This window comes from Halorarius litoreus (genome assembly GCF_024362405.1).
In the GTDB taxonomy this organism is placed as follows: domain Archaea; phylum Halobacteriota; class Halobacteria; order Halobacteriales; family Haloarculaceae; genus Halorarius; species Halorarius litoreus.
In genome coordinates this window covers 119,798-143,163 of record NZ_CP101455.1, presented here as the reverse complement: position 1 = coordinate 143,163, position 23,366 = coordinate 119,798, and the positions used below count along the sequence as shown (strand labels likewise).

Sequence of the window (23,366 nt, the reverse complement as noted above, 5' to 3'; positions counted from 1 at the left end):
CCTGCGCCGTATAGCGGTTGTTAAGACTGAAACGGGAGTTCCGTAATAATCGAGGTGTCAAGACAGTAGGGGATCAATTGGGGAGTATGCGCACGAGCTTGAACGTGTCTGAGGACATTCTCGAGGAGTTCGATGAGACGTGGCAGGCTGAGGGGTTGGACTCCCGCTCGCGGGCGATTCGTGAAGCGATGCAGGAATACATCGAGGGGCACTCACAACTCGAAGAGGTTTCGGGTGAGGTCGTCGCTGTACTGGCGTTCGATTACCAGCACTACGAGGTGATTCACGACCTCCATGCTGCCCAGCACCAGTTTCAGGACGTCATCGAGACGATGAGCCATACCCACCAGGGCGAGTGGTGTTTAGAGACCGTCTTCTGTCATGGCGATGCGGCGCGGGTGCGGGAACTCGTGTATCGGCTCCGTGATTTCGATGGTGTCGGTCGCGTGAAGACGATGCTCCTCCGCAGTACTGCGCCGGCCGACCCGGAGTGAGATTTATTCGATACAGCAGCTCATCGTCGACGTGTCCCGTCGGAACGCCTGGCAGGCGTGTTTGAACGCCTCGCTGAACGTCGGGAACGGGTGGACGGTGTCGATGATGTCGTCGACAGTGAGGCCGAACTTCACCGCTAGCGTCGCTTCCATGATCATGTCGGCGGCACGGGGGCCGACCATGTGGACGCCGACGATCTCGTCGGTCTCGTGGTGTTTGACGACCTGGACGAGCCCATCCGTATTCTTGACGGCTTTTGCCCGCGGCACATCCTCCATCTGGACAGTCCGACAGGAACAGGTGCCGTGCTCGTCCATATACTCGCGTTCTGTCGTCCCGACGGCTGCGACTTCCGGGCTGGTGAACACGACTGCGGGGACTGCATCGTAGTCGATGCTGACGCCCTCGTCCCCGAAGGCGTTCTTGACGGCGTGATTGCCCTCCTTGGCGGCGACCGTCTCCAGTTCGGGCTCGCCGATCACGTCGCCCGCTGCGTAGATGTCGGGATTCGTCGTCTGGAAGTGTTCGTCGACACGAATCGTTCTATCGGGGTTCGTTTCGACCCCCACCGTTTCGAGGCCGATGCCCTCGCTATTCGACTGGACACCGGTCGCAACGAACAGCGCGTCGCCGGTGACCGTTCGCTCGGCTCCGTCGACGGTCGTTTCGACGGCGATGCCTGACTGGATCGCTTCGGCGCCGCCATCGGCTGCTAGCGTGCGGACGCGGCGGAAGTCGTTGCCGGTGATCACTTCGATGCCCTCCTCCTCGAATGCACGCTGCATCTCGCGGCCGAGTTGCCCCTCCATACTCGAGAGGACGCGGTCGGAGCGCTGGAGGATGGTTACGTCGACGCCGACGCGGTGGAGGATCTGGCCCCATTCGAGCGCGATGTACCCGCCGCCGAGCATCACGATGCTCTCGGGGAGGTCGCGCTCCTCGAGGATGGTCTCGCTCGTGTAGTAGTCGACGCCGTTGAGGCCGTCGATGGGCGGTGCCCACGGTGAACTTCCAGTCGCGACGAGCGCCTTCTTCCCAGTAATGTGCGCGCCCTCGTCGGCGCCGTCGACAACCTCAATGGTCGTGTCGTCCACCAGCTGGCCGTAGCCCTCGTAGATGTCGGTCTCGAAGTGCTCGGCGACGTCGACGTAGTTCTCCTGCCGGAACCGCTCGACGAGTTCGTTGGTGCCGTCGAGGGCGTCGACCCAGTCGACAGTCGGCTCTTCGGGATATGTGACGGCGTCGAAGGGGTTCTCCGACGCTGCAGCGCCGCTCTCGGCGACGGCGAGCAGATGCTTACTCGGGACACAGCCGACGTTCACGCACGTCCCGCCGATGGGCAGGCCGGTGTTCACCATCGCCGTCGAGAGGTCCCGTCGGCTCGCTTCAGTGATCGCGGCGAAAGCTGCGGCGCCCCCACCGAGAATCACGAGATCATAGTCGGAGGTGTGAGTCATCTATATTGATGCTTTACAACGGGAAGTTCTTATACTCCAGAGTCCGAAGCGATGGAGTAGGTTGGAGGCTACGAAGCTATGGCAGATACTACTTCACCGGCGCCAGCGTGCGATGTCGAGGGGACGTGCTACTGCCCGCTCACAGGAGTTATCGACACGTTGAGCCGGAAATACGCGATGCAACTCGTCAGCATCATCGGCGCACACGACTCACTGCGATTCGCGGAAATCGAAGATCATCTTCCGACTGCGAGCACGTCGACGATCTCGAAACGCCTCGACGAGTTCGAGGAGGCAGGACTCGTCTCACGGATGCAGTACAACGAAATTCCGCCACGCGTCGAATACGCGCTAACTGACGAGGGGGATGAGATTCGTTCGAGATTAGAACCGCTTCTTGAGTGGGCGACGGCGAACTCCTGACGTACGGACTCCAGTGAATTACATCCCACATCTGAAGCTCCTCCATTCAGGTGGGGGTGTTAACCCAAAGACTATCCTTTCTTCGTGTGCTACTGTGGCGCATGATAAACGAGGGAGCGTCTGCACCGTCATTTACTCTTCCAGGTCTCCGTGACGGAGAACAAACCGAGTACAGCTTGGATGAGACAACAGCCAATGATCGGGCTGCGTTGCTGGTATTTTACCCGTTTGATTTCAGTCCTGTTTGTACAAACGAACTGTGTGCGATTCGCGATGCAGAGTGGTTTCAGCTGACGCCGGCGCTCGATGTCTGGGCAATTTCTGGTGACAGCGTCTACGCCCACCGAGCATTCGCCGAGGAATACGGCCTCAATTTCCCGTTACTTAGTGATAGCTCCGGGCGGGTTGCCGAGTTGTATGATGTCTGTTATGACGAATGGGAGAACCACGAGCGCGTCCCGCAGCGTGCCGTGTTCCTTATCGATTCCGAGCAAACGATTCGATACGCCTGGGCGACAGAAGATGCACTTGAGAAGCCGGATTTCTTCCCGGTCAAAGACGCTCTTGATACGCTGGAAGCGGAACGTGATGAACTCGGTCCTGAGGATGTCGAATTAGTAGTCGAATATAACGAGGAACCGGAACCTCTCACATAAACTACTATTTGAGGATCGTTTCAGTGAACGCCACTCCGACAATCAGCTCATCGCATCTTGGAACCGCTCACGGAGCGCATCCTCACGCTCCTCGAACTGGTCGACCTTCTCCTGCAGATCATCGTTGACGCGCTCGATGCACGCGAGCGCCCGCTCACCGGCAAGCGACGCCTGCGACCCATCATCGCCATCCGCTTCCAACTGCTCCTCGTAGGCTCGTTTGACGCGCTCGATGGTGCCCTCCGGGTTGAACAGGATGTCGTTGGCCGTGCGAACGTAGCCGTCCAGCGACGCACCCTCTTTGCCTTGGAAGAAGTGGGTGAGCGCGTATGTCGCGCCGGAGTGCAGTGTCCACATATCGATCTCGAACGGCGACGCTGCGTTCGCCTCGGCATCTTCGGCAGCACGCTCTGCGAGATAGTCCGGGAATCCTAGCAGGCTGTAAAACTCGGTGACGGTGAACGGGAGCTCGGAGAAGTCGAGGTCGATGTCCTGGGCGTCACGGATGAATTCGAAGAGGTCGTCGGCGACGAGTTCGACCTGTGCAAGGATCTCCTCCCACCAGGTTCGGAAGTTCCGTACGTCGCCGACGTGCTTGATGACCTCCTTGTCGGTGAGCGAGCGCATCGTGTTCGAACAGTAGCCGTCCTGAGCGAAGCCCTCCACGTAGACGGCGTGCTCGCCGAAGAAGTCGTAGCCCGACGTGACGCCCATTGTGATCGGATCCGACCGGCCGGGGAGGCGCACCTCGAGGCCATCGAACATGATGTCCATATGGACTTCGCCGCCGCCCCGGTAGCGCCGGATCTCGCCGAACATCACCTCGCCCAGCGGCGTCCCATCGATGGTCTCCTCGCGAAGGACCTCCTCCAAGGGCCTGTACACGTCGACCGGATTGATAATCGCGTAACTGTCCGTGGGAACGTGAAATAGTGGGTCTGCGTCGGGCTCATCGTCTGTCGCGTGGTCGCGCGCTCTCGTCGGCTCGACCAGGGCGTTGAAGCGATCCGTTTCGACCCACTCGTCGGAGTAGGGATTCCGGTATGCGACTGTCGTCTCGACGGCCTGCGGAAGGTCACGAATCGTCTCGGCGAAGGACTTCGGTTCGTCGACCGTATTCTTCCGGCGGTACCAGTCAGGTAGTTCTGTATCGGTTCGTCCGTCGACGCCAGCAAACACGGTTCTGGATTCTGGGTCTTTCATTGCAGTCACCTCGAAATCGAATTCGTCACCCGCGACGGCGCTCTCATCACGCGCCCTGCGCCCCTCTCACGGGCGCAAAAAACAACCCCTAACCAACATCCTACCCAGAAATCCAGCCTTGTTGGTTAACCAGCTAAACGGTCCCGATACCTGGCTTCGACTCCCGAACTCACTCGTCAGGCTGACGCCGTCGGCGCACCTGCTCCGGATTCGGTACCCACGGATGTGTGTCCCAGCAATGGAGGGCGTGCTCTCGTGCCGTGTCGAACAGCGCCTCACACGACCCACATTCGTAGGCGGTCTCGGGCCAGCGTTCCGTGACGAACATTGCCGTCACCGTCGACCTGACTGGATCTGGTGCGGGCGACCGCTGAACGTAGTCATAGCCGATCACTGTCCGTCGACGAAGCGCCGATTGCGCCAGCCGGTCGGGCTTGTCCGCCGGGAGATACACCCAGCGGACGAACGCCTCTTCTGAGTCCTTCGCCGAGGGTTGAAGGATGAACCACCGGTCGTGATCGTCGCGGAAGAGATACCGTTCTGTTCCCCGATTTTGGAGATAGAGCGGATCGCCGCGCCCGGCAATCACCCGCAGACCGATGGACGGGGAAATGGGGGTGAGGAGTCGCTCTTCCAGCGTGAGCGACCGGGACTCCCCGGCCGAATTCTCGGTCTCGAAGTCGTCAAGCGTCGCTTCGCCAGTCATGATTCGCCGGGATTTGTCTCGTCTGTGTCTTTCCCAGCTGTTCGCTCATGCCGGTCGTTGTATCGCTCGAGTTCTCGGCCGATGCACTCCAGCACCGTGACGGCGCGTTCAATGAGCTGGTACGTTGCCCGCGAAAGTCGGAATTTCTCCATCAGGTGTCCTCCTCTGGCTCGACGAGGTCGTTACTCTCAGTGACGAGTTCCTGAACGGTTGAGGCAGGGTCGTTCTCGACCGGAAGTGTTCGATGGTCAAGCGGGGCGGGATACGCTCGGTCACCCTGCGCGCAGAGTATGATTAACCACTCCTCGCTCCCTTCGGCGAGGACGACGTAGTGGTCGATATCCCGGCGTTGAAAGACTGTCCGATCTGTCCGGCTCACCGCATTCCAATTCGCCGGTAGTGACGATGACGGCGTCCCACCATCTGGCGTGAGTGCTCGGTCCTCTTCGAATTCAGTGAGTGCCGCCTCGATATCATCCCCGGTGAGATGCCAGCAATTGGCTGGTCCACTGCACTCCAGTTGGCTCACCACGTCATCGCGGAACTGGATGTAGTGTTGCTGGGCGACAGTTTCGTTGTCGGTGTAATCGAGGAGGAGCGCACAGGCGAGCTGTGCCGGTCCGCTTCCCGTATAGCCCCAGTCGAATCCCGTCGGGCTATGCCGCACGAGACCGAGACTTCGATTTGGGGAGAGGCGTTCGTGTGCGGTGAGGTTCAGGACCACTGGCGTTCCGTCGACACGCATTCCGACGTACTCAACGCAGTCTGCACTCGCCTGCCATCGCTCACTCGCATCCTGTACGACTGCTCGTGGATCGGTAGTCGAATTCGTCTCCATCGGTTGCATGCGGGCGTTCGGATTCCCCGCACCCCTGCTGGGGGTCGAAAAACTACAACCGGCTATTAGGCCCTCAGCGTCGCTTCAAAATTAGAATTCAGACTATTATAGTCCAGACTACAACAATTCATCAGACAATCAATCGATAGAGGCAAGTCTATTCTTCGAAGAGACAGCGAGCGGCTGCATCGTCGCCAGTGAGGGTCTGCTGATCCTCGTCCGTATCAGCGAAGAGTGTTGACTGATCTCCCTCGGATGTTTGCTCAACTTCGGGTCGATCGTCGACGCCGAACTCACTCGCCTCGGGGTGATCAAGACGCGAATCCCGGTCACGATGATCCACGTCAGCGCCGAAGTCCTCAAGCGAGGTCTCGACGCTTGTTTCGGTTACTTCGAGTTGACCATCGTCACCGAATGCGGTCTGTCGTTGAATCTCGATCTCTGGTCGATCGCTCATCTGGATTGAGCCTCCACCCACCGAGGCTCCGACAGACACCTCCGGGCGTTGGGTCAATCGTCTTGTGCGCGGAGTTCGCTGGCCCGCTGTTCAAGCCGGCGGAGGATTTGGACCCGTTGCTGATTCGCGTTCTCGTAGGCGACGCAGGCTCGCAGCATCTCCATATCGTTGATCGTCACGATACCAGCGTTGATGAGCCGCGTATTCGGGGGTTCGAGCCGTTGTTCTGGCGAAAGATCGCTTGTGTCTGTTGTTTGACCATCTGAATCACTCACTGATGATCGCCTCTACTACTGCTGAGGCGACAAAAAACAGCCCTCGCCGTTACCCGTCTTCTTCCTCGGGTTGGATCTGGCGGGCGTCCTCCGCGAGATCGTGGATGTACTCCCGAAGGATTTCCATGTCCTCGCGAGCGTCTTCGAGGGTCTTGCCTTTCGCTTTCGCGATTACCTCGTCCTGATCCCTGGTACCGGTTCCACGTTTGAGTTTCACGGTGAGGGAGACGCCGACGTCACTGCGTTCGACATACTCCGTTCGTGTCGTCTGTTCATTCGATTCAGCCGATTCGTCATCTGCACGAGATGGTGGGGTGTGTTCTGACATGGTTACTCTCGGTGATTAGTTCAGATGGACGGTGCGGCCGGCTCGCCGGGTGTTTCGTGAAGGACTGCGTCGATTTCGGGTCCCGTGAGTCGCCAGCGTTCACCAGACCCAGCGCAGTCCAGCTGGCTCACGACCTCGGTTTTGAATGCCTGGTAGTGGTCGAGAGCGAACGCTTCGTCATCCGTGTAATCGAGGAGGAGTGCGAGCGCGAGTTGCGCTGGACCACTCCCACCATATCCCCATTCAAATCCCGAGGGACTGTGGTTCACCAGCGCGAGACTCCGCTCTGGCGTGAGCCGTTCTTGGCCGGGACGTTTCTCAACGATAGCCTGCCCGCTCTGCCGATACCCGACGTAGGCGATGTCGCAGTCGCTCGCTGGGTGTGTCTGTTCAATCGAGTGTGTGTCGCTAGGTCTACTCATCGGTCTGTTCGGGAGCTACTCGTTCGAGCACCCCCGCACCCCTCAGGGGGCGAAAAACAGCCACAGGAACTGCTTGCCCCTACGCGAGATGGGAGATATCGGCTGGTTCGTCGACCTCATCGAATTCACCACGCTCGACCGGCTGCCAGTCATCGCCGGGTGCTGGACTCCACCAGTCGACCTCGTAGGCACCCGGTGCGCCGAGGATCTTCACCCGTGCCGACCCATCGGGTAGGTCGCGACGGAGCTTCTCGTCGACGTGGAGGTTCCACGTTGAGTGGGTGTCGAAGCAGGCGAGGACGGCCTCCTCGTAGCCGCGCGTCTCTCGGGATTCTTGGAGTTCGACCTGCGTGTTGCAGTTCTTGCAGAACACTCCTTCGAAGGGAATGTGACTGAATACCTCGTGCCCGCAGACGGGACACCAGAGGAACTCGAACAGTGCTTCGCTGTGGCGGTCGATGACTTCCAGACTCATCTGTGGATCTGGCCCGATTGAGACGGGCCACCCATTCCGGCCCAAAATAAACGTCACCGTAGATCCGCACCAATCAATCAGCGCTCGGCGCCGTACACGATTCTCGAGGATGCTTCGTACCCACAGCTCCGACACTCAAACCAGCGCTGAACCTTCGCGCCGTCAGCCGTTTTTCCGCCGATTGCCACGTCGCTGTTCGGACACTCGGGACAACTCAGTTCGGGCGCTGACCGTTCCCGGAGCTCATCACGGAACGATTTCGCGTCTTTCGTCTCGTACCCCCGCGACCACACTGGGTAGCCGTCGACGAGGATTACGCCACGCCACTTGTAGCGGTACGAGTCCGGTGCTCGGTGTAAGACCGCCCGAGCTCCGGTCTCGGTATTCCGGTATGCGAGTGTGGGCGTGCGGCTCTCGCGCTTCCAATTTGTGATCCGGGACATCTGTTAGAAGTGGACGTCAGCGGGCACGATCCAGAGCTCCTCGCTCTCCTCCAGCACTCGATCCAGCTGCTCACGGTGACGGATCCCGTTCGCATATTCGTTGTACAGGAAGATCGTTGGCCCGTCGTAGGCGCCGACCTGGTGGAAGGCGTGCCGAGCGAGCTCTTCGTCGCGCATGATCTCCTCATCGGAAAGTTCGTCAAGTGCTTCCCTCACCCGTTCGAGATTGCGCTCGAACTCCTCTTTCGTCGCCTCCCAGCCACGCTCAAGCAGGTCTTGGCCGGCATCGGAGTCGACGGGGGCTGCAGTCGGCAACTCACCCCATCGCGCCTTTCCCGCAACGGACGTGTCCTCCTCATCGAACGTCACGTGGTAGTCGAAGGCGGCGCCGGCGTGTGGGTCCGCGCCGACCAGGCGGTCGAACACCGTCTTTCCGGTGGCCAGCGCGTCGTCGTGCGTCGATTCTTCTACCAGTGCGTAAATCACCATGTGCATCTCGAACACCTCGAAGCGCCGACGCACCGGGAGTCGTTGCTCGCTCGCTCCTGCTGCGCCGGCACCCATCGCCGGCGCTCGAAAAACCTGATCTAGCGGTCGATTCTTAGGACTCGTTCGCTCGGTCGACTGTGATGGTTAGATCGCCCGATTCGTAGTCGGCCTCGAAGTCGACGGTGAACGCATCCGAGTCGTACGCGGCGTGGTAGGCACGGTGTCGTTCGAGTGTCCCCGTCGCCTTGAAATGGAAGAACGCAGCTGAGGTGTAGGGCTTGCTCTGAGTCTCGACCTGCGTCTCGACAGAGGCCGGGAGCGCGATTTGTGGTGTGTCCGTGTCGATACTCGCAGCGAACGCCTTCGCTTCCTCGACGGTCGCTTGCGAATGTGCCGGTGTCTCGCCGGTGAGCAGGTTTACCGGCGTCTCGGTATCGTCGGTGAACAGGACATCGTGGAAGGTTCGTGTCCCGAGGACCGCGTCGGGATCTAACTCGCAATCGTGGAATGGATCGTCGTCTGGTTTCTCGGGCATCAAATCACGAGCCTACGGTGGGGCTCAGTCCTTTCTGCCCCAGACAAACCACAACTTGTCTCGATGTAGCGGAGGTAAGTCCCGAAAGAAGAGCGCCCTGCCGCCTTTTCCGCCGCAGAATCAGGCGTCGATGATTCGATCGGGCTCGATTCGTGACAACCGCATCGCGTTCCCGGTGACGCCGAGGCTCATCCCCATATCTCCGACAACGACTGCCAGCGCAACGCTGACCAGGCCCAGCGGCACGCCTAGCGCGAGCAGGAGCTTCACGCCGAGGCTGGCCCAGATGTTCTGCCGGATCACGCCGTTGGCCGTATGCGACAGGTCGTACAAGTACGGGAGTTTCCCGATGTCGTCGCCCATCAACGCAATATCAGCCGTTTCGAGGGCGGTGTCGGTGCCCGCCGCGCCCATCGCGATGCCGACCTCCGCAGTGGCGAGCGCGGGGGCGTCATTGATGCCGTCGCCGACCATCGCGACCTCCCCGTACTCCGCCTGTAACTCTTCGACCGCGTCGACCTTCTCGTCGGGTAGGAGTTCGGCGCGATACTCATCGACACCGACCTGCTCGGCGATGGCGCGGGCGGTGCCCTCGTTGTCGCCGGTCAGCATCACCACGCGCTCAACGCCCAGCTCGTGCAGGCGTTCGACAGCCCGCTTCGAGGCCGGGCGTACCTCGTCGGCGATGGCGATCGCACCCAGCAGTTCCGACTCCGTCCCGACGATAACGACCGTCTTGCCCTCCCGCTCCAGTGCGGCGAGCGCGTCCTCGGCGAATGCCCCGTCGTCGGCCTCGGCCGCCTCTTCCGCCGCGACGCCGCCGTCCGTCTCGCGGCGTGCCCGAGAGAGATCGAAGCCCAGCTCCTCGAAGAGCGCGGGCTTGCCCGCATAGTACGTCTCGCCGTCGATCTCGCCCCGGATGCCCTTCCCCGTGAGGCTCTCGAAGCCAGTCGGGTCGGGCAAGTTACCCACGCCCGCCTCCTCAGCACGGGCGAGAATCGCCGCAGCGATGGGGTGCTCACTGCGCCGCTCCAGCCCGGCGGCGCGACGGAGCAGATCGGCCTCCGTGGTGTCGCCGACCGGGACGACGTCGGTGACGGCGAGTTCGCCCTTCGTGAGCGTCCCCGTCTTGTCGAGCGCGACGGCATCGACTTCGCCCATCGCTTCGAGGTAGTTGCCGCCCTTGATCAGGACGCCGTTCTTCGCGGCGCTGGTGATGCCCGACACCACCGAGACGGGTGTGGAGATGACGAACGCACACGGGCAGGCGATTACCAGCAGGGTGAGCCCGCGGATGAACCAGGTCTGCCAGTCGCTCGCGAAAGTGAACCCGTACCCGGCCACGTCCACCGAGATGGGGTCGGCGATAACCAGCGGCGGGATAGCGGCGGTCAGGATTGCCAGCACGACGACGAGGGGTGTGTAGTAGCCGGAGAAGCGGTCGACGAACTGCTCAGACTCGGTCTTCTTCGCCTGTGCGCCCTGGACCATCTCGATGATGCGCGAGAGCGTCGAATCGCCAGCGGTCGAGGTGACCTCTACCTCGAGGTACCCCTCCTCGTTGATCGCGCCAGCGTAGACCTCGTCACCGGCAGCCTTGTCGACGGGGACGCTCTCGCCCGTGATCGGCGACTGGTCGACTGCACTCTCGCCGTCGATGACCGTGCCGTCCAACGGAATCTTGTCACCGGGGCGGACGACCACGGTCTCGCCAACGTCGACCTCCTCGGCGGGAACGGTCACTTCCTCACCGTCGCGAAGGACGGTCGCCTCGTCGGGCGAGAGTTCCATCAGCTCGCGCAGGGAGTCCCGTGCCCTGTCCATCGCGTAGTCCTCGAGCAGCTCGGCGATGCTGAACAGGACGGCCAGCGTCGCCGCCTCGACGAAGTAGCCGATACCGGTCGCCGCGATGATCGCCGTCCCCATCAGCAGGTCGATGTCGAGGCTTCGGTTCTTCGCGGAGTAGTACCCGCTACGGACGACCGGGATGCCACTGGCCGCGACGGCGCCGAGGAACAGGACATCTGCGATGTGGAGCGGGTACTCGAGGACGCTCGCCACCGTGACGTTCTGTCCGGTGAGGAGGAATTCGAAGAGGAGGCCGAGCGTGACGAACGCCGCGCCGAGCCACGTCTTCTTCGCGCGAGGACTCGTCCAGACCTCCGATGGTGGCGCGATGTCGACGCCGTCGGTCGCCTGGTTGTCCTCATCATCGCCCTCAGCGTCCGAGCCCCCGACGACCTCGTAGCCGGCGCCTTCAATCGCCTTGATTACGTCGGCTTCGCTAGTCCGATCAGGGTCGTACGTGACGTTGGCCGTGCCGGTGGTCGGCTGGAGCGTGGCGTCAGTAATGCCGTCGACACGCTGGAGGCTCTTGTCCACCTTTTGGGCGCAAGAGGGACAGTCCATCTCGGGAACGGCGAGGCGGGCGGTCAGCTCACGTCGCTGTCCGCCGCCGCTCGTTCCTCCTGCTGCGTCCGGATTCTCTGTCATCACGTCACGGTAGGAGCGGGAGTTCGATATGCCTTTGTTGGAATATTCCAACTTTACCCCTCAGTGGGATGCCAGCTGTTCTTCCGTGACCCGCTCGCCGGCGACATGTTGCTTCGCCAAATGTTCTTCCGCCCGACGGAGTCGGTAGGTGAGTGTTGACCGTGGCACGTCGAGATGCTCTGCGAGTTCTCCAACATCGACCTCGCGGGGTGATTCGTAGTAGCCGTGTTCGACGGCGGCCTGGAGAGCAGCCTCTTGGGCTGGAGGCAATCCACTCGGTGTTCCGTCGCTTCCCCTAGCTGATGTTGTGTCCGCTGTGCGGAGCATCTCCATCTGGGCGCACTCCCCGACGGCGACTTTGAGAGCGTCGAAGAACGCCGCCACGTCGCCCTCACCGGAGTGGATGAGTCGCCACGTGTAGTGGCGGCCCTCGTGACGAGTCTCGAACAGCACGCCGTCGCCGAGATGGTCGCGAGCGATGTGGGGGACTGAGGCGCAGGTCGGAGTGCGCTCCCAATCTGAGTAGAGGACGAGCGCGTCGTCCGTGCGGTCGAGGACGCGGGTGGTCTGTGTGGCGTTGCAGTCCTCAGTCGCCAGACAGTCGGCGTAGTAGTCGCCGGTGAGAAAGGCGTCCTCGATAGCGTCGAGCGCCTCAGGAGTTCCGGTAGCATGGTCGACCCGCCAGAGACGTTCGGCAGTGGCGTGCAGCGAGAGCGAGCGGACGCGGGCGTCGGAGTGGTCGGCGAGAGCGTCAGCCACCCGATTACAGCCCGGCTCGTATTCGAGTGCGAAGATGAGTTCGCGCATATCCTGTGTACGGCCTGCTACGACATAACCCATGGCCTGCAGCGTTGTCGACCAGTAGACCTCAGATTACGTCGTCAGGGTCGTGAACTTCCTGCATTCGCTGTGCTTCGGCCGCGTATTGCTCTTGGAGGTCGGGGTCATCGACCATGCCAAGATTGCCGGGTTCAGCATCGACTGCTGCTGTCGTATTTCGGACGTCGGTGAAGGACGTGAGTGCGCGTTCCTTCCGATAGTACTGTTCTCCATCGGGTGTTGCGTAGGTGAGGATGATCAGGTTCTGCTCGTCATCGGAGTACGTCCGTTCGACAAGCCAAACACGAACGTCATCTTCAGACTGATTTGACATACTTAGACGTCCCCCGATATCCACTAAGGAATTGGTGTTACGGCTTGCCGAGACCCGCTGTCTCGAAGGGTGATTCTCCGGTCGGAATGAGGAACTCCTGTCGGTCTCCGACTCGCGCGGCCAGCTTCCGTTTCAGGTACTGTCTCGCCGTCGACGGCGTGAAGACGCCTTTGTCGAGCATGTCGCCGACGACGTCTTTGAGGGCCGCGAACTGTCCCTGCAGGTGGCCGTCGCCGACCGGCTCGCCGGCGTACCAGCGCACCGTCGCGAGCGCGCCGTTCCCGACCGTCTCCCCCTGTTCGACTGTCTCCGAGTCGTACTGCAGGCCGAACCACAGCGTCCGATAGGCGGTCACCTCGAACGTCGTCGACACCACGTAAAACGCCTCATGGTGGAGGTAGTCGAGATGGTCAGCGATAATCTCCTCGAGCGTGAGCCCGGTGGCGCGAGGCTTCGGCTCGACGACCGTCGACGGTCGGTCTTCGCCGGCGAGGTAGCCGTCGACCGCATCTGCCTCGAGGCCATCGGCTAACTCCGCCAGCAGCTGTTTCGCCCACTTGGAGTCGGTGTCTTCGCCACCGAACGGCGACTCAGCCGAGATTCGGTGCTTGAGCTTCAGATTTGATGCACCCCAATGAGAGTAGTGGAGCGTGTACTGTCCGTCTGTGCGTTCGTACGCAACGAGTGCGCGGTGGCCCATTGAACAATCTCCTTGCAGGACGACCCACGACTGGATCGCCCCGCACCCCTCCCGGGGGACGAACAACGCTACTCGTCGATCGGGTCGGGGGAACTGAGGTCCGCGTACAGCACCTCACCGTCGCGGACGACGTAACGTTTCGCCAGCACGGGAAATCGGCACTTGGTAAATCCGGCTGTCTGAATGTCGAATTTTTCGTTCGGTTCGAGATACTCCGCAAGCGACCGGAGGAACTCGTGGGTGACGATGCCACCGTCGTAGTCAGGAAGTCCGTTCTCACGAACTTCGTACACTTCGAAGCTGTCGTAGCCCCAGATGATCAGTTCGCCGTCGTCGTCCACCTCCCAGTTGAGCGTCCCGAAGCAGTGGTTCTCACAGAGCTCGCGGACGGCCTGTGGATCCGATACGAGCGCGCCGGTCGATGTCGTTGCGGCTTGGAGTGTTGCCATGGATTGTTCTCGGGAGCTGTCTCGCGCCCCCGCACCCTTTCAGGGGGCGAGCAACTGCTCACGCTGTGACGGCCACATGACGTTGCGCTGCCGATGCGTCGAGCTGTCAGGATTCTCTGTTGATGTCACCGTCCCTCGTCGTATTCGGTTGGGTGAGAACATCCACCTGCTCGAGGAGCGTCGTCGCGGTGCTAATTCGCTCTCGATCAGCGGGCTCCAATTGGTCGCTGTCGATACTGGTGAGGCTACTGAGCGCGCGGTGGAGTCGATAGCCGGGGGTGTCTCGTGGATCCATGTGTGCGCCTCCGCCAATTCTCGGCGCCGAAAAACACCGGCGGGCAGTCAGCAGGTGTGGTATCGTCGGGTGGTCGCGAGCTGGCTTCTGTTAACCAACAACTCCGAGCCGACACCAGAATTGTTGGTTAATTTGACGTCGTCTTTACTGATCGGCTTCGGGTTCGGGCCCGTAGCGTGGCGTGCCGCACCGCTGACAGCCCCACATTGGCTGCCCGGTCCACTCGTCATCGGGGACAGCCTCGAACTCGCGGAATCGATGCTTAGTCTTCCGATCACACTCCCGACACTCGAGGTGAGTTCTCTTCGGGCGCTCGCGTCGTGGCTGTTCGGTATCGGTCTTGTCAACGGATTCCTGGACCGCAATCGCTGGCACCAGCCAGAGGTCGCCGTCTGCGTCCTCACGTAGGCTTGCAAGACGATCTTCGGAGTGAACCCCACTCCCGGTTTCCTCGTAGAGGAACGTCGTGTGCTCGCCGTCGTGACAGGACTGCGTCGTCTCTGTCCACGCCGTCCGCTCACGAGCAGCCGCGAGCAGCTGATTACCACATTCAGACGTGACCCGTGTCGCCGAGGGGAGCGAGGGCCACTGATCGACAAGCCGTGGGGCCGGTTCCTCGTCGAGATCATAGATTAGCTTGCAGTCATCGACTACTGGGTCATCGTCTGCCTTCGCGAGGAGGGTGGCCGCAGCAGATCCCTTCCCGACGGCGCCGTAGAACGTCGACGCCTCAACGACTATGTGGATGATATGGAGGAGAGTCTGTTCGGCAGTCGATGTGTCCTGATCGTCGGCTGCTTCGAGATGGTTCGTGAGACAGAACCGGCACTTCGACTGGCCAGCGGGGATCGACGCTCCACAGGAATCGCACTCGGTCTCACCTTCTGTCGGGTCGTCTGGATAGCCTGCGTCGACGCTCCCAGATCGCTGTCGCCGGGGCTTACCACCACTGGTGAGCTGGTTGTCGGGAACGTGGGTCGCTTCGCCGAGCGGTCGGAGGGCTTCGTAGTCGGCGTACTGGTCGGTCATAGAGTGATCTGGCCGTATCATGCTTCGTCTTCGGGTTTAAACAATGGCTCTCACATCAATCAGCCTACAGACATACAATCGAAAATCAGCAGTGTGGGCGTTAGACAGCCAGTTCGTCCAGCGCGTCGCGGTGGGTCCGCACGGTGACCACCGAGACGTTCGCAACGTCAGCGACGTCCGACTGGGTGAGCCACCGTCCGTCTTCGCGTCCGGCCTTGTACAGACAGGCTGCAGCGAACCCGGATGGTCGAACCCCCGTGGTTGCTCCGGTCGATTCGGATGCTTCCGCCAACTGCCGAGCCCGCTGCCGGATCTGATCGGAGACGTCGAGCTCCGAGGCCAACCGCGGAACGAACGCGCTGGGCGTCACGGGCTGGGCTGGCAGGCCAAGTTCCGTATTCAGCGTCGTGTATGCGTTCGTCACCCGCGATTGCTCGACGCGCGCTGCATCGGTAATGTCGACGAGCGTTCGTGGTCGCCCGTTACACCGACACGCGCCGTAGACGCTCGCGGCGGCCATCGCCTCGATCGACCGGCCCTGCAGGAGGTCCTCGTTCTGAGCGCTGCGGAATAGCTGGCAGGCCTGGTCACGGATCGTCTCGGATAGTTCGAGCGCACTACTGATCCGGCGGACTTCACTAAGCCCGTGTGCAAGGTTGCGTTCGGCTTTCGACTGAAACCGCCCACGCGTCTGTTCACGGCGCATCCGAGCGAGCCGCCGTCGCTTCTGTCCTGAGAGTTCGTTCCCGTTTGCATCGGTCCCGCGGCCGATCTTCGTCGACAACCCACGATCGTGCCGCGCCGCCGTCAACGGAGCGCCTGTGCGCTCGCGCTCGTCTTCGTCGAATCCTCGCCACTCCGGCCCGTGGTCGATTCGCTGCTCGTCGACGACGAGGCCACAGTCCTCGCAGACGGTTTCGACCGCGTTGGTGGTGACCCGGCCATCGCACTCGGGACACTGATTCGACTCCGTGTCGGTCTGGACGTCTTCGTCGAACGCCGTCTCGTAGATGTCTCTGGTTGCCATGAATACACACGAGGGGACGCACGCGAATCGCGCTCTCGGAATGCCCCTCACCCATCACGGGGCAAATACACACCACACGGGACGGCGCTGACTCCGATGGACTGCGGTGGCGAAAGCCCGGCCGCGCAACGGCGCGCAGCGCCGTGAGCAGCCCGGACCGTGGAGGTGGTGGGAGGTGGCGGTGACCGCTACACACCAGCAAAAAAGGGGCGCGTCGCCCTGGCTCCTCCTCGACCGGGATGTCTGAATCCCAACCAGACTACATTTATTGGTGCCCAAGTCGTAGTTTTCCCGTTATGAAACCCGATACGCGCGAAATCATCAACGAGGAGCTCTGGCGGAGCGTCGTCTGGCTGGCCATCGGCCTGTTTGGCTGGTCGCTTATTCTCACGTCGACGGATGTGCTTGCGGCATCAGCACTCACCGCGCTGGGATTACCTCTCCTCACGGCTGCGGTGCTGGCAGCCCTAATGGTTGGGATCCGTCTCGCGACTGGCTTGGAGTTAAAAGCGAAGACCGAAGGCAGCCAGCTCCTCTGGTTGATTGTCGGGAGTGTGCTCGGTGGATTCGTCGTGCTCTACGACGTGCTCGTGAACGGACGTGGCCCACTCATCATCCTCGGCTACGCTGTCGCTGTCGGGTTCGGGGTCCTGATCTGGCGTGTTGCTCGGCGACAACAGTCGACAGTGTGAGAATGGATTGGCTCACTGCATACAACGGCCTCCTCGTTCGTATGGGACTGTATCTTTTGATTTTCTGGCCGACGGTCGGGTACTATGTGTACCGGGATTCGGTGAAACGAGGATTGTCCTCGCCGCAACTTCGCGGGGTCACGTATGGGTTCCTGGGAGTACCGGGGCTGCTCGTCTATTTGTACCGGAAATCTCGTGCAGAGACGCAGTCAGCGTAGCCGTCGAGGTATAGCCACAGAGAACGGTTCGAACAGCAGCATCTGCGGACAGTTGGACCCTATCAAACGAGCGCTATGTACGATAAGCCTCCCTCAACTCACCATCGCCTGTTTTCATCCCATAACATCGACCGACCACTCTAATTGGTAGTTACAGGGTATTGAGTGAGCCATCTCAATTGACAATTGACGGCCCATACTGAAGAACCAGCCCAGGAATAATTACGCCGACGAGAATGAGGACGCCGACAAGCACCGTATACGGAAGAGCAGTGAAGGTACTCAATCCGAGGAAGAGGGCCACCGCTACGAATACACAGACTGAAATCACAACGTTCTCGCGGGAAACAAGTGGTTCGTTCCGTACAATGATGACCATCGAAACAGCCAGCAGTACTAAAATCGCGATTACTGCAGCGGTGAACACCTGCATTGAGTCGATTGCAAGTCCGTAGAACAACCCCAGACCGGCGAGCACGTACGCAAGCCCCAAGGCTGCGAGCCCGGCCAACTCTGTGCGTGAACGGTCGGTTTCCTCGTTGTCCACAGTTGTTGGCATGTGATTATTTTGATGGCCACGATATAAAACACCCTGTGCATTGTCGGGGAATTGATCGCTGAGACCAGCCTACAGTATTCGTTTGATAGAATCTCCATGTTGCATACAGGGAAAGTATTTCCCTCTCACAGACAAGTATTAAGATATGCGATTTATGGGACTGGGGAAGTGGGAGATCGCCTCGATTCTGGCAATGGCGGCCGTTGCCGGTATTTTCGCGTATTCCCGGGCGGGGATGGGAGGTATCTCACTCCTTGTTAACGTACTTCTACAAGTCGTGATAGTTCTCGTCGTTGGAATCGGGTTCTTCCTGCTATTACATCATCTTGGCTTCTATCCCGGCATTGCGGACGACTACTTCGCTCGTCGAAAAGAGGACAAGAAAAAATAAGCACGCTCTACGTACCAGTCACGTCAGGAAGCATAGATTGATCTCGACCTCTGGAGGGACTGTCTATGATCTCCTCTGTTAGTCCGTCTACAAGGTCGTGGCTGCGCGCGCAGCGAAGCGAGCACGGAGCGGAGGGTGGGGCGGTGGGGCTTGGGTCGGTCTGGCACACAGCAAAAAAGAGGGTTGCTTCGACTGGCTATTCTTCCCACCACCGACCGCGCTCTGGGAATTCGATCCGACTCCAGCCCGTGATCGCGAGACTGCACCGACCTTGGTACCAATTTCTTAGCGTACTTGAATTGGGCTTCCTCAATTCTTGAACCACCGCCTGCTCCGAAGGATGTTCTTCCTTGATATTCTGTAGATCAGGTACTATACAAATCTATGAACGGATTGTGGGAGAAGCTGTCAGTTCCGGTGGGTATTTCTAAGCCCGTGCTGTATAAACAGCGCATATTCAGCACGGAGGGGATGTCAGAATCATGCTGTCCGAATCGCTCAGTGTAGAGCCTACATTCAGCACGACTAGTCCTTTATTTCACCCACTTCCTTCTGAACCAGCCGTTAGGTAGGTGTGCGAACTGAACGAGATGGTTCACCAGCGACGAGCGACTTCATAGGCTACTGTGGTTGGGAGGAGGACAACCAGTAAGACGAACGTGATTTCACCTGTTGTTGGGCCAGACTGCGTGAGGGCACTATAGACATAGAGTGCGGCGACAGCAAGCACACCGACGATAGCTGTGACGTATTGAGGGTCGCTCCACGAGGACGGAAATTCTGAGCCGGACATACCTTTCTAGTCTCCCGCTGATATGATATATCCTTCCTCTGTCTCGGTCACGACGCTTCTGACGGGAATCAGGGATGTTATGACCTAGTTTGTTCTATCGTTCATCTGTACTCACCTTTCGTTTGGTGGTTGCGCTGAAGGGTGTGCGAACTATCTCATTATCTGCTCTCAATTAGTGCATTTATGCTGCTGAATCCGTTCCGGTAGTCCGACTTTCCCACAGATAGGACACTCTTGCAGCGGTGTCGGCGGCAAGTTCTCCCATTCTCGCAACGCAGCCTTGAGATGCCACTGGACATCGTCTGATTCTGTACGAGTCAGTGCCTGCACGAGATACATTCGCAGCCGTTCGCGGCTTGTCGTTGTCTGTTGATCACTCATAACTGGGTCCGAGAGGACGAATTGTATCGCCCTCCACCCTTTTGAGGGCAGGACAAACCTCACGCTGCACGCTCACCTTCCTCGTCTTGGGAGCGCGTACACCGAAGCAAGTACTGAGTCGAGCTCGATCTGACTACTTCGGTGAGTACTCCATCCCCCAGAGTTCCTCGAAATACTCGAGTGTGTATTTCCCTCGACTGCCACCTTTGTACGAGTTGAACCGGTCGACGTAGTACATCACCTCAAGAAAGCCTTCTTTCTCGTGATGGACGCCCTGGTCCATCCGGGGCAGAATCTCGTCGAGGAGGAGATCGACCTGTTCGCGCTTGACGATGAACTGATCGCGGAGCGGGGTCAGGAGCGTCCGTGTATTGCTGATACCCTGCACGCCCCAAATGTACTGATCGCTCCGGTTCTCATTGGATTCGAGACTGGACACATGACAGTTCACGCCGCGAGCATCACAGTACGCACAAAGCGCCTCCATCAGGTGGTCACGATACGTCTCGGTGACCTCGATCTGCGGCTGAAGTCGATGGTCGACTCGATACTCACTATTCTGATCTACTTTCACGCCAATCCAGCCTTCTGCGTCGAGAGTTCCAGTCAACTGTTCGTGGGTGATTCGGAGCATTGGTGCAAGTTCAAAGCCGGTACTGTACCGCTCTCGGTCGGCAATTGAGATACGGATACAGCCCTCGCCGTCGAAGAAGCCAGTGAACCACGCATCGAAATCATGGGTCTCGGATGAACTGTTGGACATCGCGCTGCGCCCATCGGCGGCGCGGACAAACTCTCACTGCTACACATTGACCTCCCAGAAGAGGTCAACTCACCTTCCCATCCTACCTCACGGTCGTGGCTGCGCGCGCAGCGACCATTGGGAGCGAGCACGGAGCGGAGGGTGGGGCGGCGGGGCTTGGGTCTGGTCCGGCACACAAAAAAGAAAGAGACTGCGTCGCTCGCTATTCTTCCCACCAACGGCCGCGTTCTGGGAACTCGATACGCGACCACCCAGTCAGCGCGATTGAGCACCGACCTTCGTACCAGTTTTTCGCTGCTGCCCGGAACCGCACTGTCTGGCCTTCCCGCACCACGGTTTGATTCGACCGTTCCCAGCAGGTGAACTTGATTTTCCCGCTGTCATCCGCTATCAGCCCGACTTGCTGAATCGCGCTACTGCTCGGTTCCCAAAGGGTCTGCACAGTTCCTTGAACTGTCACCTCACCGACCGGGACGTCCGGCACGTCCGCGATGGGCACGATCGCCCCCGGCGCCGCCTTCAACTCCTCAAGGGTCTCCAGCACCGCCTTCGTCACGTCCTCTCCGCGCTGCACCTTCTCGGCCAGTTGCTTCGCGACGACCGCTCTCGACCAGCCGCCCTGCACTTCATCGCTGATCCGCATCGCCTGCTTGTTCACCGCCGCGAGTTCCTCCTGCGTCAGCTTCTCTCGGGGATCCGTGCACTCCACCGGTTCGGGCTCGTCCCGGCCACACTGCTCGACGACGACCTCCCGCGTCCGCTTCGCGCGTCCCTCCTGCTCACTGAGTTCCGCCTGGGCACTGATGTGCTCCAGCTCGGCTTCCCGGGCCTCGATGCGCTCCTCCTGTTCGAGAGTCTTCCCGAACATGTGATCCGGGCCTTCCTCGACCCGCGCGTCCGGATGGTTGGAATCGACTTTCGCCTGTACTTCCATGTCGACCGTCGCCCGGAACTCCGGGGTCTCGTCGACGACCTCGAACCCATCCTCGTCGACCTCGACGTCATCGTGTTTCTCGAAAGCCTGTTCATCGACCGAAACTACTTCACTGGAGACGTTCTTACTTGACATTGGAACTCACTGGTTCCTGAAGGCGCTCACGCGCCCGACACCGCGATGCTACAACATCGCGGATTTCCTCGACGACAACGACCGACAGACTCGTCTGCGCGCTCTCGCTCGCGCCTTCGCGAGCGCCCTGTGGGCGCGAGCGAGAGCGCGCCCGAGGCGGACGATCATCCAGCACCGCGCGCCGACCCGCCCGGAGCGAGCGGCCAGCTTTAAGCCGTTTCTCGCGTCCGGCCCGGACTGCGGGTCCGTGTCCAGGGCGACGGTCGTGAGCACGGCGAGTCGGGGTGTGACTCGCCGCGTGGAACGGCCCAAAGCGCTGGAACGCGAAAGCCCGCGAGGGGCGCAACCGAAAACGCGCTTAATGCTGGCGTCGAGACCAGATTCACTTTAGCCCGGAACGGGCGCGGGCGGTGCGGAGAGCGCCCGCACGCCCGGAATGGTCGGTCGCGAGCGACGCGGAGGGCGGAAGCGGCGAGCGGGGCGTGCCGTTCGTCCCACACCAGCCAGCCGATTGAGATTGCTGACCAGCAATAGATCCCGGGCGGGACTGAAAGGGGCCGGACGCTTGACGTACCTCGACGACGCAAGCACCGCAGGAACGAGGCGCACAGCGAGTCGCGGCCGGCGAGCGTCCGGGGGCTTTCGAGGTACCCGCACCAGACGCTAGCAACTGTTTGTCTCTCTAGAAGAACCTGTGGTAACGGTCATTTCAGCCAGCGTTCTGGATGAAGAATCCGTACTGCCAACTACTGTAATAGGGTTCTAAATCTCACTCCGACTTATCTGTCAAAGAATCAAACGTTGGCCTACTGGTAAAGAGTAATGTTAGGTCAAGCACTATAGTGCCGTATGTCGGCCCTCCATCGGTGGTTCTCGGTGTCGGAAACATGGAAGCGTCCTCTCGCTATCAGTATCGTAGTCACCGTCCTCTATTCACTCGGTGTGTTCGCGTATAGCCTCCTTCCAACCTCGAATGTTTCAATCTCAGGAACGCTTTGGGACGCACTTGCGCTATCTATGGCGTTTGGGTTGGTAACAATAGGGATTCCCGTTTTTCTCTGGCTTCGATATGAAATCCGTAGCCCGGGGATGCTATTGATAGGTATCCTCGTTTTCTGGCATATACTCGTGTATATCCCACCAATTGGAAGTGGACAAGGGGATTCGCCCGGGTTCCTCTTTGTGTTTGTGTGGGCACCATTTTATCTCGCTGCCTACGGTATTCTGGCGGCGATAGAATACTGGCTCCGTGGTCGTAAATTCTCGCAGACTAGTACGATTGGCTGATTGGCAGATATACGTGATCTCCCTTTAGACCAACTTCGGAGGGGCCATATTGTGTCGCTGACGACCATGGATCTTGCTGGCGTACGGAAGGAGGACGCTCCAAACAGGTTTAGAATACTCGTTTGACTAAACGACCACAAAGGTGTGCGACAGTCCCAATCGCAAGAAGGACTCCGGCAAAGGCGAGGAATATGAGCCACGTCGGAGAGTCAGTACTCGGAGGCAAGACGAGGTGATACCCGATTAAATACACGAAGAGCCCGGCAACCGGCCCTAACGAGACGAGAATTGCCGTTCTGATGTCGTGACCGGTTGCTGACGCGTAGAAGGCACTCATCCCGACGACTAGGAGGACACCACCCATCACATACGCCGGTAGTTCTCCAAGTGATTGACCTGCCGTTTCAAACAGAAATCGGTCGATCCCGAATGTTGCTAGCGTTACAACTCCCAAGATTGCAGAGAGACCACGATAACCAATTTGAAGGGGTTTGCCTGGCTTGTGGAGGTTTTTCAGGGCGCTCATATACCAAAGATTCCACTCGTATGACTATATTCCTTCGGGTCATCCAGGCTGAATCCTCAAGGCCGCGGGTTTAAGCAATTCACTAAATATCGGTGCCACCCTTCCGTCAAAGAACCAAACATAGACCGTTGGGGAGCGCTATCGGACACGACGGCGCGTCGTTTCCGAGGAGGCCAGTATCACGCGCTTGCAGTTCGGTGTTCTCTAGTCAGTAGCCTTATTCTGGAGATAGAGCTGTACTTGGAGTACGTCCGAGTAATGCGAGCGTCCAGCGGGTCGACATCCACTCCATTCGTAGGAGCGTCCGCTCGCTAGCGTCGATGACGCTACGGCGGCACC

30 protein-coding genes and 1 pseudogene are annotated in these 23,366 nt (G+C 59.8%); 5 read left to right on the top strand and 26 right to left on the bottom strand.

The features are described from left to right. Positions 1-86: 86 nt before the first annotated feature. Positions 87-494, top strand: coding sequence for a CopG family ribbon-helix-helix protein (locus NL126_RS21835; RefSeq protein ID WP_255198948.1), 408 nt, complete (start codon positions 87-89; stop codon positions 492-494). Between the two features lie 3 nt (positions 495-497). Here NL126_RS21835 and merA read toward each other — a convergent pair whose 3' ends face one another. Continuing rightward, positions 498-1,952 carry a mercury(II) reductase gene (gene merA, locus NL126_RS21830; RefSeq protein WP_255198947.1) on the bottom strand — a complete coding sequence of 485 codons (1,455 nt, stop codon included), beginning with the start codon at positions 1,950-1,952 and terminating at the stop codon, positions 498-500. Between the two features lie 78 nt (positions 1,953-2,030). On the opposite strand from merA, the gene NL126_RS21825 reads away from it, so the two are divergent. Both NL126_RS21825 and NL126_RS21820 read left to right on the top strand, forming a co-directional pair. Then, positions 2,031-2,375: a winged helix-turn-helix transcriptional regulator gene (locus NL126_RS21825; protein ID WP_255198946.1), complete on the top strand. Its 345-nt coding sequence runs from the start codon at positions 2,031-2,033 to the stop codon at positions 2,373-2,375. Positions 2,376-2,476: 101 nt separating this feature from the next. Continuing rightward, positions 2,477-3,031: a peroxiredoxin gene (locus NL126_RS21820; protein WP_255198945.1), complete on the top strand. Its 555-nt coding sequence runs from the start codon at positions 2,477-2,479 to the stop codon at positions 3,029-3,031. 42 nt (positions 3,032-3,073) lie between these two features. On the opposite strand, the gene NL126_RS21815 is transcribed toward NL126_RS21820, so the two are convergent. The 20 genes from NL126_RS21815 to NL126_RS21720 all read right to left on the bottom strand — a co-directional run bounded on the left by NL126_RS21815 (position 3,074) and on the right by NL126_RS21720 (position 16,348). Further along, positions 3,074-4,234 (bottom strand): hypothetical protein, encoded by a 1,161-nt coding sequence (locus tag NL126_RS21815; RefSeq protein ID WP_255198944.1) that lies wholly within the window; start codon positions 4,232-4,234, stop codon positions 3,074-3,076. Positions 4,235-4,403: 169 nt separating this feature from the next. Next, positions 4,404-4,940, bottom strand: coding sequence for a hypothetical protein (locus tag NL126_RS21810; RefSeq protein ID WP_255198943.1), 537 nt, complete (start codon positions 4,938-4,940; stop codon positions 4,404-4,406). After that, a complete protein-coding gene (locus NL126_RS21805; RefSeq protein ID WP_255198942.1) occupies positions 4,937-5,092 on the bottom strand; it encodes a hypothetical protein in 156 nt (51 codons plus the stop codon). Before NL126_RS21805 ends, NL126_RS21810 begins: the two co-directional genes overlap by 4 nt. Next, positions 5,092-5,778, bottom strand: a complete 687-nt coding sequence (locus NL126_RS21800) for a DUF6166 domain-containing protein (protein ID WP_255199028.1) — start codon at positions 5,776-5,778, stop codon at positions 5,092-5,094. Before NL126_RS21800 ends, NL126_RS21805 begins: the two co-directional genes overlap by 1 nt. A 157-nt stretch (positions 5,779-5,935) precedes the next feature. Then, complete coding sequence (locus NL126_RS21795; protein ID WP_227262440.1) at positions 5,936-6,235, bottom strand: hypothetical protein; 300 nt, start codon at positions 6,233-6,235, stop codon at positions 5,936-5,938. Between the two features lie 53 nt (positions 6,236-6,288). Next, entirely contained in the window at positions 6,289-6,510 is a 222-nt protein-coding gene (locus tag NL126_RS21790) for a DUF8129 domain-containing protein (protein ID WP_255198941.1), read from the bottom strand. Between the two features lie 49 nt (positions 6,511-6,559). Then, complete coding sequence (locus NL126_RS21785) at positions 6,560-6,838, bottom strand: DUF7389 domain-containing protein (RefSeq protein ID WP_255198940.1); 279 nt, start codon at positions 6,836-6,838, stop codon at positions 6,560-6,562. A gap of 20 nt (positions 6,839-6,858) precedes the next feature. Further along, positions 6,859-7,260, bottom strand: a complete 402-nt coding sequence (locus tag NL126_RS21780; protein ID WP_255198939.1) for a DUF6166 domain-containing protein — start codon at positions 7,258-7,260, stop codon at positions 6,859-6,861. A gap of 79 nt (positions 7,261-7,339) precedes the next feature. Next, positions 7,340-7,735, bottom strand: a complete 396-nt coding sequence (locus NL126_RS21775; RefSeq protein ID WP_049934415.1) for a DUF7567 family protein — start codon at positions 7,733-7,735, stop codon at positions 7,340-7,342. Positions 7,736-7,812: 77 nt separating this feature from the next. Beyond that, positions 7,813-8,178 carry a DUF7568 family protein gene (locus NL126_RS21770; protein ID WP_255198938.1) on the bottom strand — a complete coding sequence of 122 codons (366 nt, stop codon included), beginning with the start codon at positions 8,176-8,178 and terminating at the stop codon, positions 7,813-7,815. A gap of 3 nt (positions 8,179-8,181) precedes the next feature. Beyond that, the gene (locus NL126_RS21765; protein WP_255199027.1) at positions 8,182-8,673 is read right to left on the bottom strand and encodes a DUF7995 family protein; all 492 of its coding nucleotides are present in this window, start codon (positions 8,671-8,673) and stop codon (positions 8,182-8,184) included. Between the two features lie 106 nt (positions 8,674-8,779). Continuing rightward, positions 8,780-9,202: a DUF8025 family protein gene (locus NL126_RS21760; protein ID WP_255198937.1), complete on the bottom strand. Its 423-nt coding sequence runs from the start codon at positions 9,200-9,202 to the stop codon at positions 8,780-8,782. Between the two features lie 120 nt (positions 9,203-9,322). Continuing rightward, positions 9,323-11,695, bottom strand: a complete 2,373-nt coding sequence (locus tag NL126_RS21755; RefSeq protein WP_255198936.1) for a heavy metal translocating P-type ATPase — start codon at positions 11,693-11,695, stop codon at positions 9,323-9,325. A 60-nt stretch (positions 11,696-11,755) separates the two neighbouring features. Next, positions 11,756-12,502, bottom strand: coding sequence for a helix-turn-helix domain-containing protein (locus tag NL126_RS21750; protein WP_255198935.1), 747 nt, complete (start codon positions 12,500-12,502; stop codon positions 11,756-11,758). A 61-nt stretch (positions 12,503-12,563) separates the two neighbouring features. After that, positions 12,564-12,848 (bottom strand): DUF7967 family protein, encoded by a 285-nt coding sequence (locus tag NL126_RS21745; protein ID WP_255198934.1) that lies wholly within the window; start codon positions 12,846-12,848, stop codon positions 12,564-12,566. Between the two features lie 37 nt (positions 12,849-12,885). Continuing rightward, entirely contained in the window at positions 12,886-13,548 is a 663-nt protein-coding gene (locus NL126_RS21740) for a DUF6735 family protein (RefSeq protein ID WP_255198933.1), read from the bottom strand. Positions 13,549-13,616: 68 nt separating this feature from the next. Beyond that, the gene (locus tag NL126_RS21735; RefSeq protein WP_255198932.1) at positions 13,617-13,997 is read right to left on the bottom strand and encodes a hypothetical protein; all 381 of its coding nucleotides are present in this window, start codon (positions 13,995-13,997) and stop codon (positions 13,617-13,619) included. Between the two features lie 106 nt (positions 13,998-14,103). Beyond that, positions 14,104-14,292 carry a DUF8012 family protein gene (locus NL126_RS21730; protein ID WP_255198931.1) on the bottom strand — a complete coding sequence of 63 codons (189 nt, stop codon included), beginning with the start codon at positions 14,290-14,292 and terminating at the stop codon, positions 14,104-14,106. A 144-nt stretch (positions 14,293-14,436) separates the two neighbouring features. Next, on the bottom strand, positions 14,437-15,321 hold the full coding sequence (locus NL126_RS21725; protein WP_255198930.1) for a biosurfactant protein 1: 885 nt from the start codon (positions 15,319-15,321) through the stop codon (positions 14,437-14,439). Positions 15,322-15,421: 100 nt separating this feature from the next. Then, positions 15,422-16,348 (bottom strand): transcription initiation factor IIB, encoded by a 927-nt coding sequence (locus tag NL126_RS21720; protein ID WP_255198929.1) that lies wholly within the window; start codon positions 16,346-16,348, stop codon positions 15,422-15,424. 296 nt (positions 16,349-16,644) lie between these two features. Between NL126_RS21720 and NL126_RS21715 the strand changes: the two genes are divergently transcribed. Beyond that, positions 16,645-17,040: a hypothetical protein gene (locus NL126_RS21715; RefSeq protein WP_142980790.1), complete on the top strand. Its 396-nt coding sequence runs from the start codon at positions 16,645-16,647 to the stop codon at positions 17,038-17,040. Positions 17,041-17,433: 393 nt separating this feature from the next. Here NL126_RS21715 and NL126_RS21710 read toward each other — a convergent pair whose 3' ends face one another. After that, positions 17,434-17,817: a DUF7987 family protein gene (locus tag NL126_RS21710; RefSeq protein ID WP_142980792.1), complete on the bottom strand. Its 384-nt coding sequence runs from the start codon at positions 17,815-17,817 to the stop codon at positions 17,434-17,436. Positions 17,818-17,962: 145 nt separating this feature from the next. Here NL126_RS21710 and NL126_RS21705 point away from each other — a divergent pair, with 145 nt between their 5' ends. Continuing rightward, on the top strand, positions 17,963-18,208 hold the full coding sequence (locus NL126_RS21705) for a hypothetical protein (protein WP_142980793.1): 246 nt from the start codon (positions 17,963-17,965) through the stop codon (positions 18,206-18,208). A gap of 196 nt (positions 18,209-18,404) precedes the next feature. Here NL126_RS21705 and NL126_RS21700 read toward each other — a convergent pair. From NL126_RS21700 to NL126_RS21685, 4 genes and pseudogenes are all read right to left on the bottom strand, one after another. Then, positions 18,405-18,494, bottom strand: a pseudogene (locus tag NL126_RS21700) (DNA-binding protein); the annotation flags it as partial. Positions 18,495-19,515: 1,021 nt separating this feature from the next. After that, on the bottom strand, positions 19,516-20,145 hold the full coding sequence (locus NL126_RS21695; protein WP_142980796.1) for a hypothetical protein: 630 nt from the start codon (positions 20,143-20,145) through the stop codon (positions 19,516-19,518). A 202-nt stretch (positions 20,146-20,347) separates the two neighbouring features. Further along, complete coding sequence (locus NL126_RS21690; RefSeq protein WP_255198928.1) at positions 20,348-21,214, bottom strand: DNA-binding protein; 867 nt, start codon at positions 21,212-21,214, stop codon at positions 20,348-20,350. A 1,396-nt stretch (positions 21,215-22,610) separates the two neighbouring features. Next, positions 22,611-23,027 (bottom strand): hypothetical protein, encoded by a 417-nt coding sequence (locus tag NL126_RS21685; RefSeq protein ID WP_220619786.1) that lies wholly within the window; start codon positions 23,025-23,027, stop codon positions 22,611-22,613. Positions 23,028-23,366 lie beyond the last annotated feature (339 nt).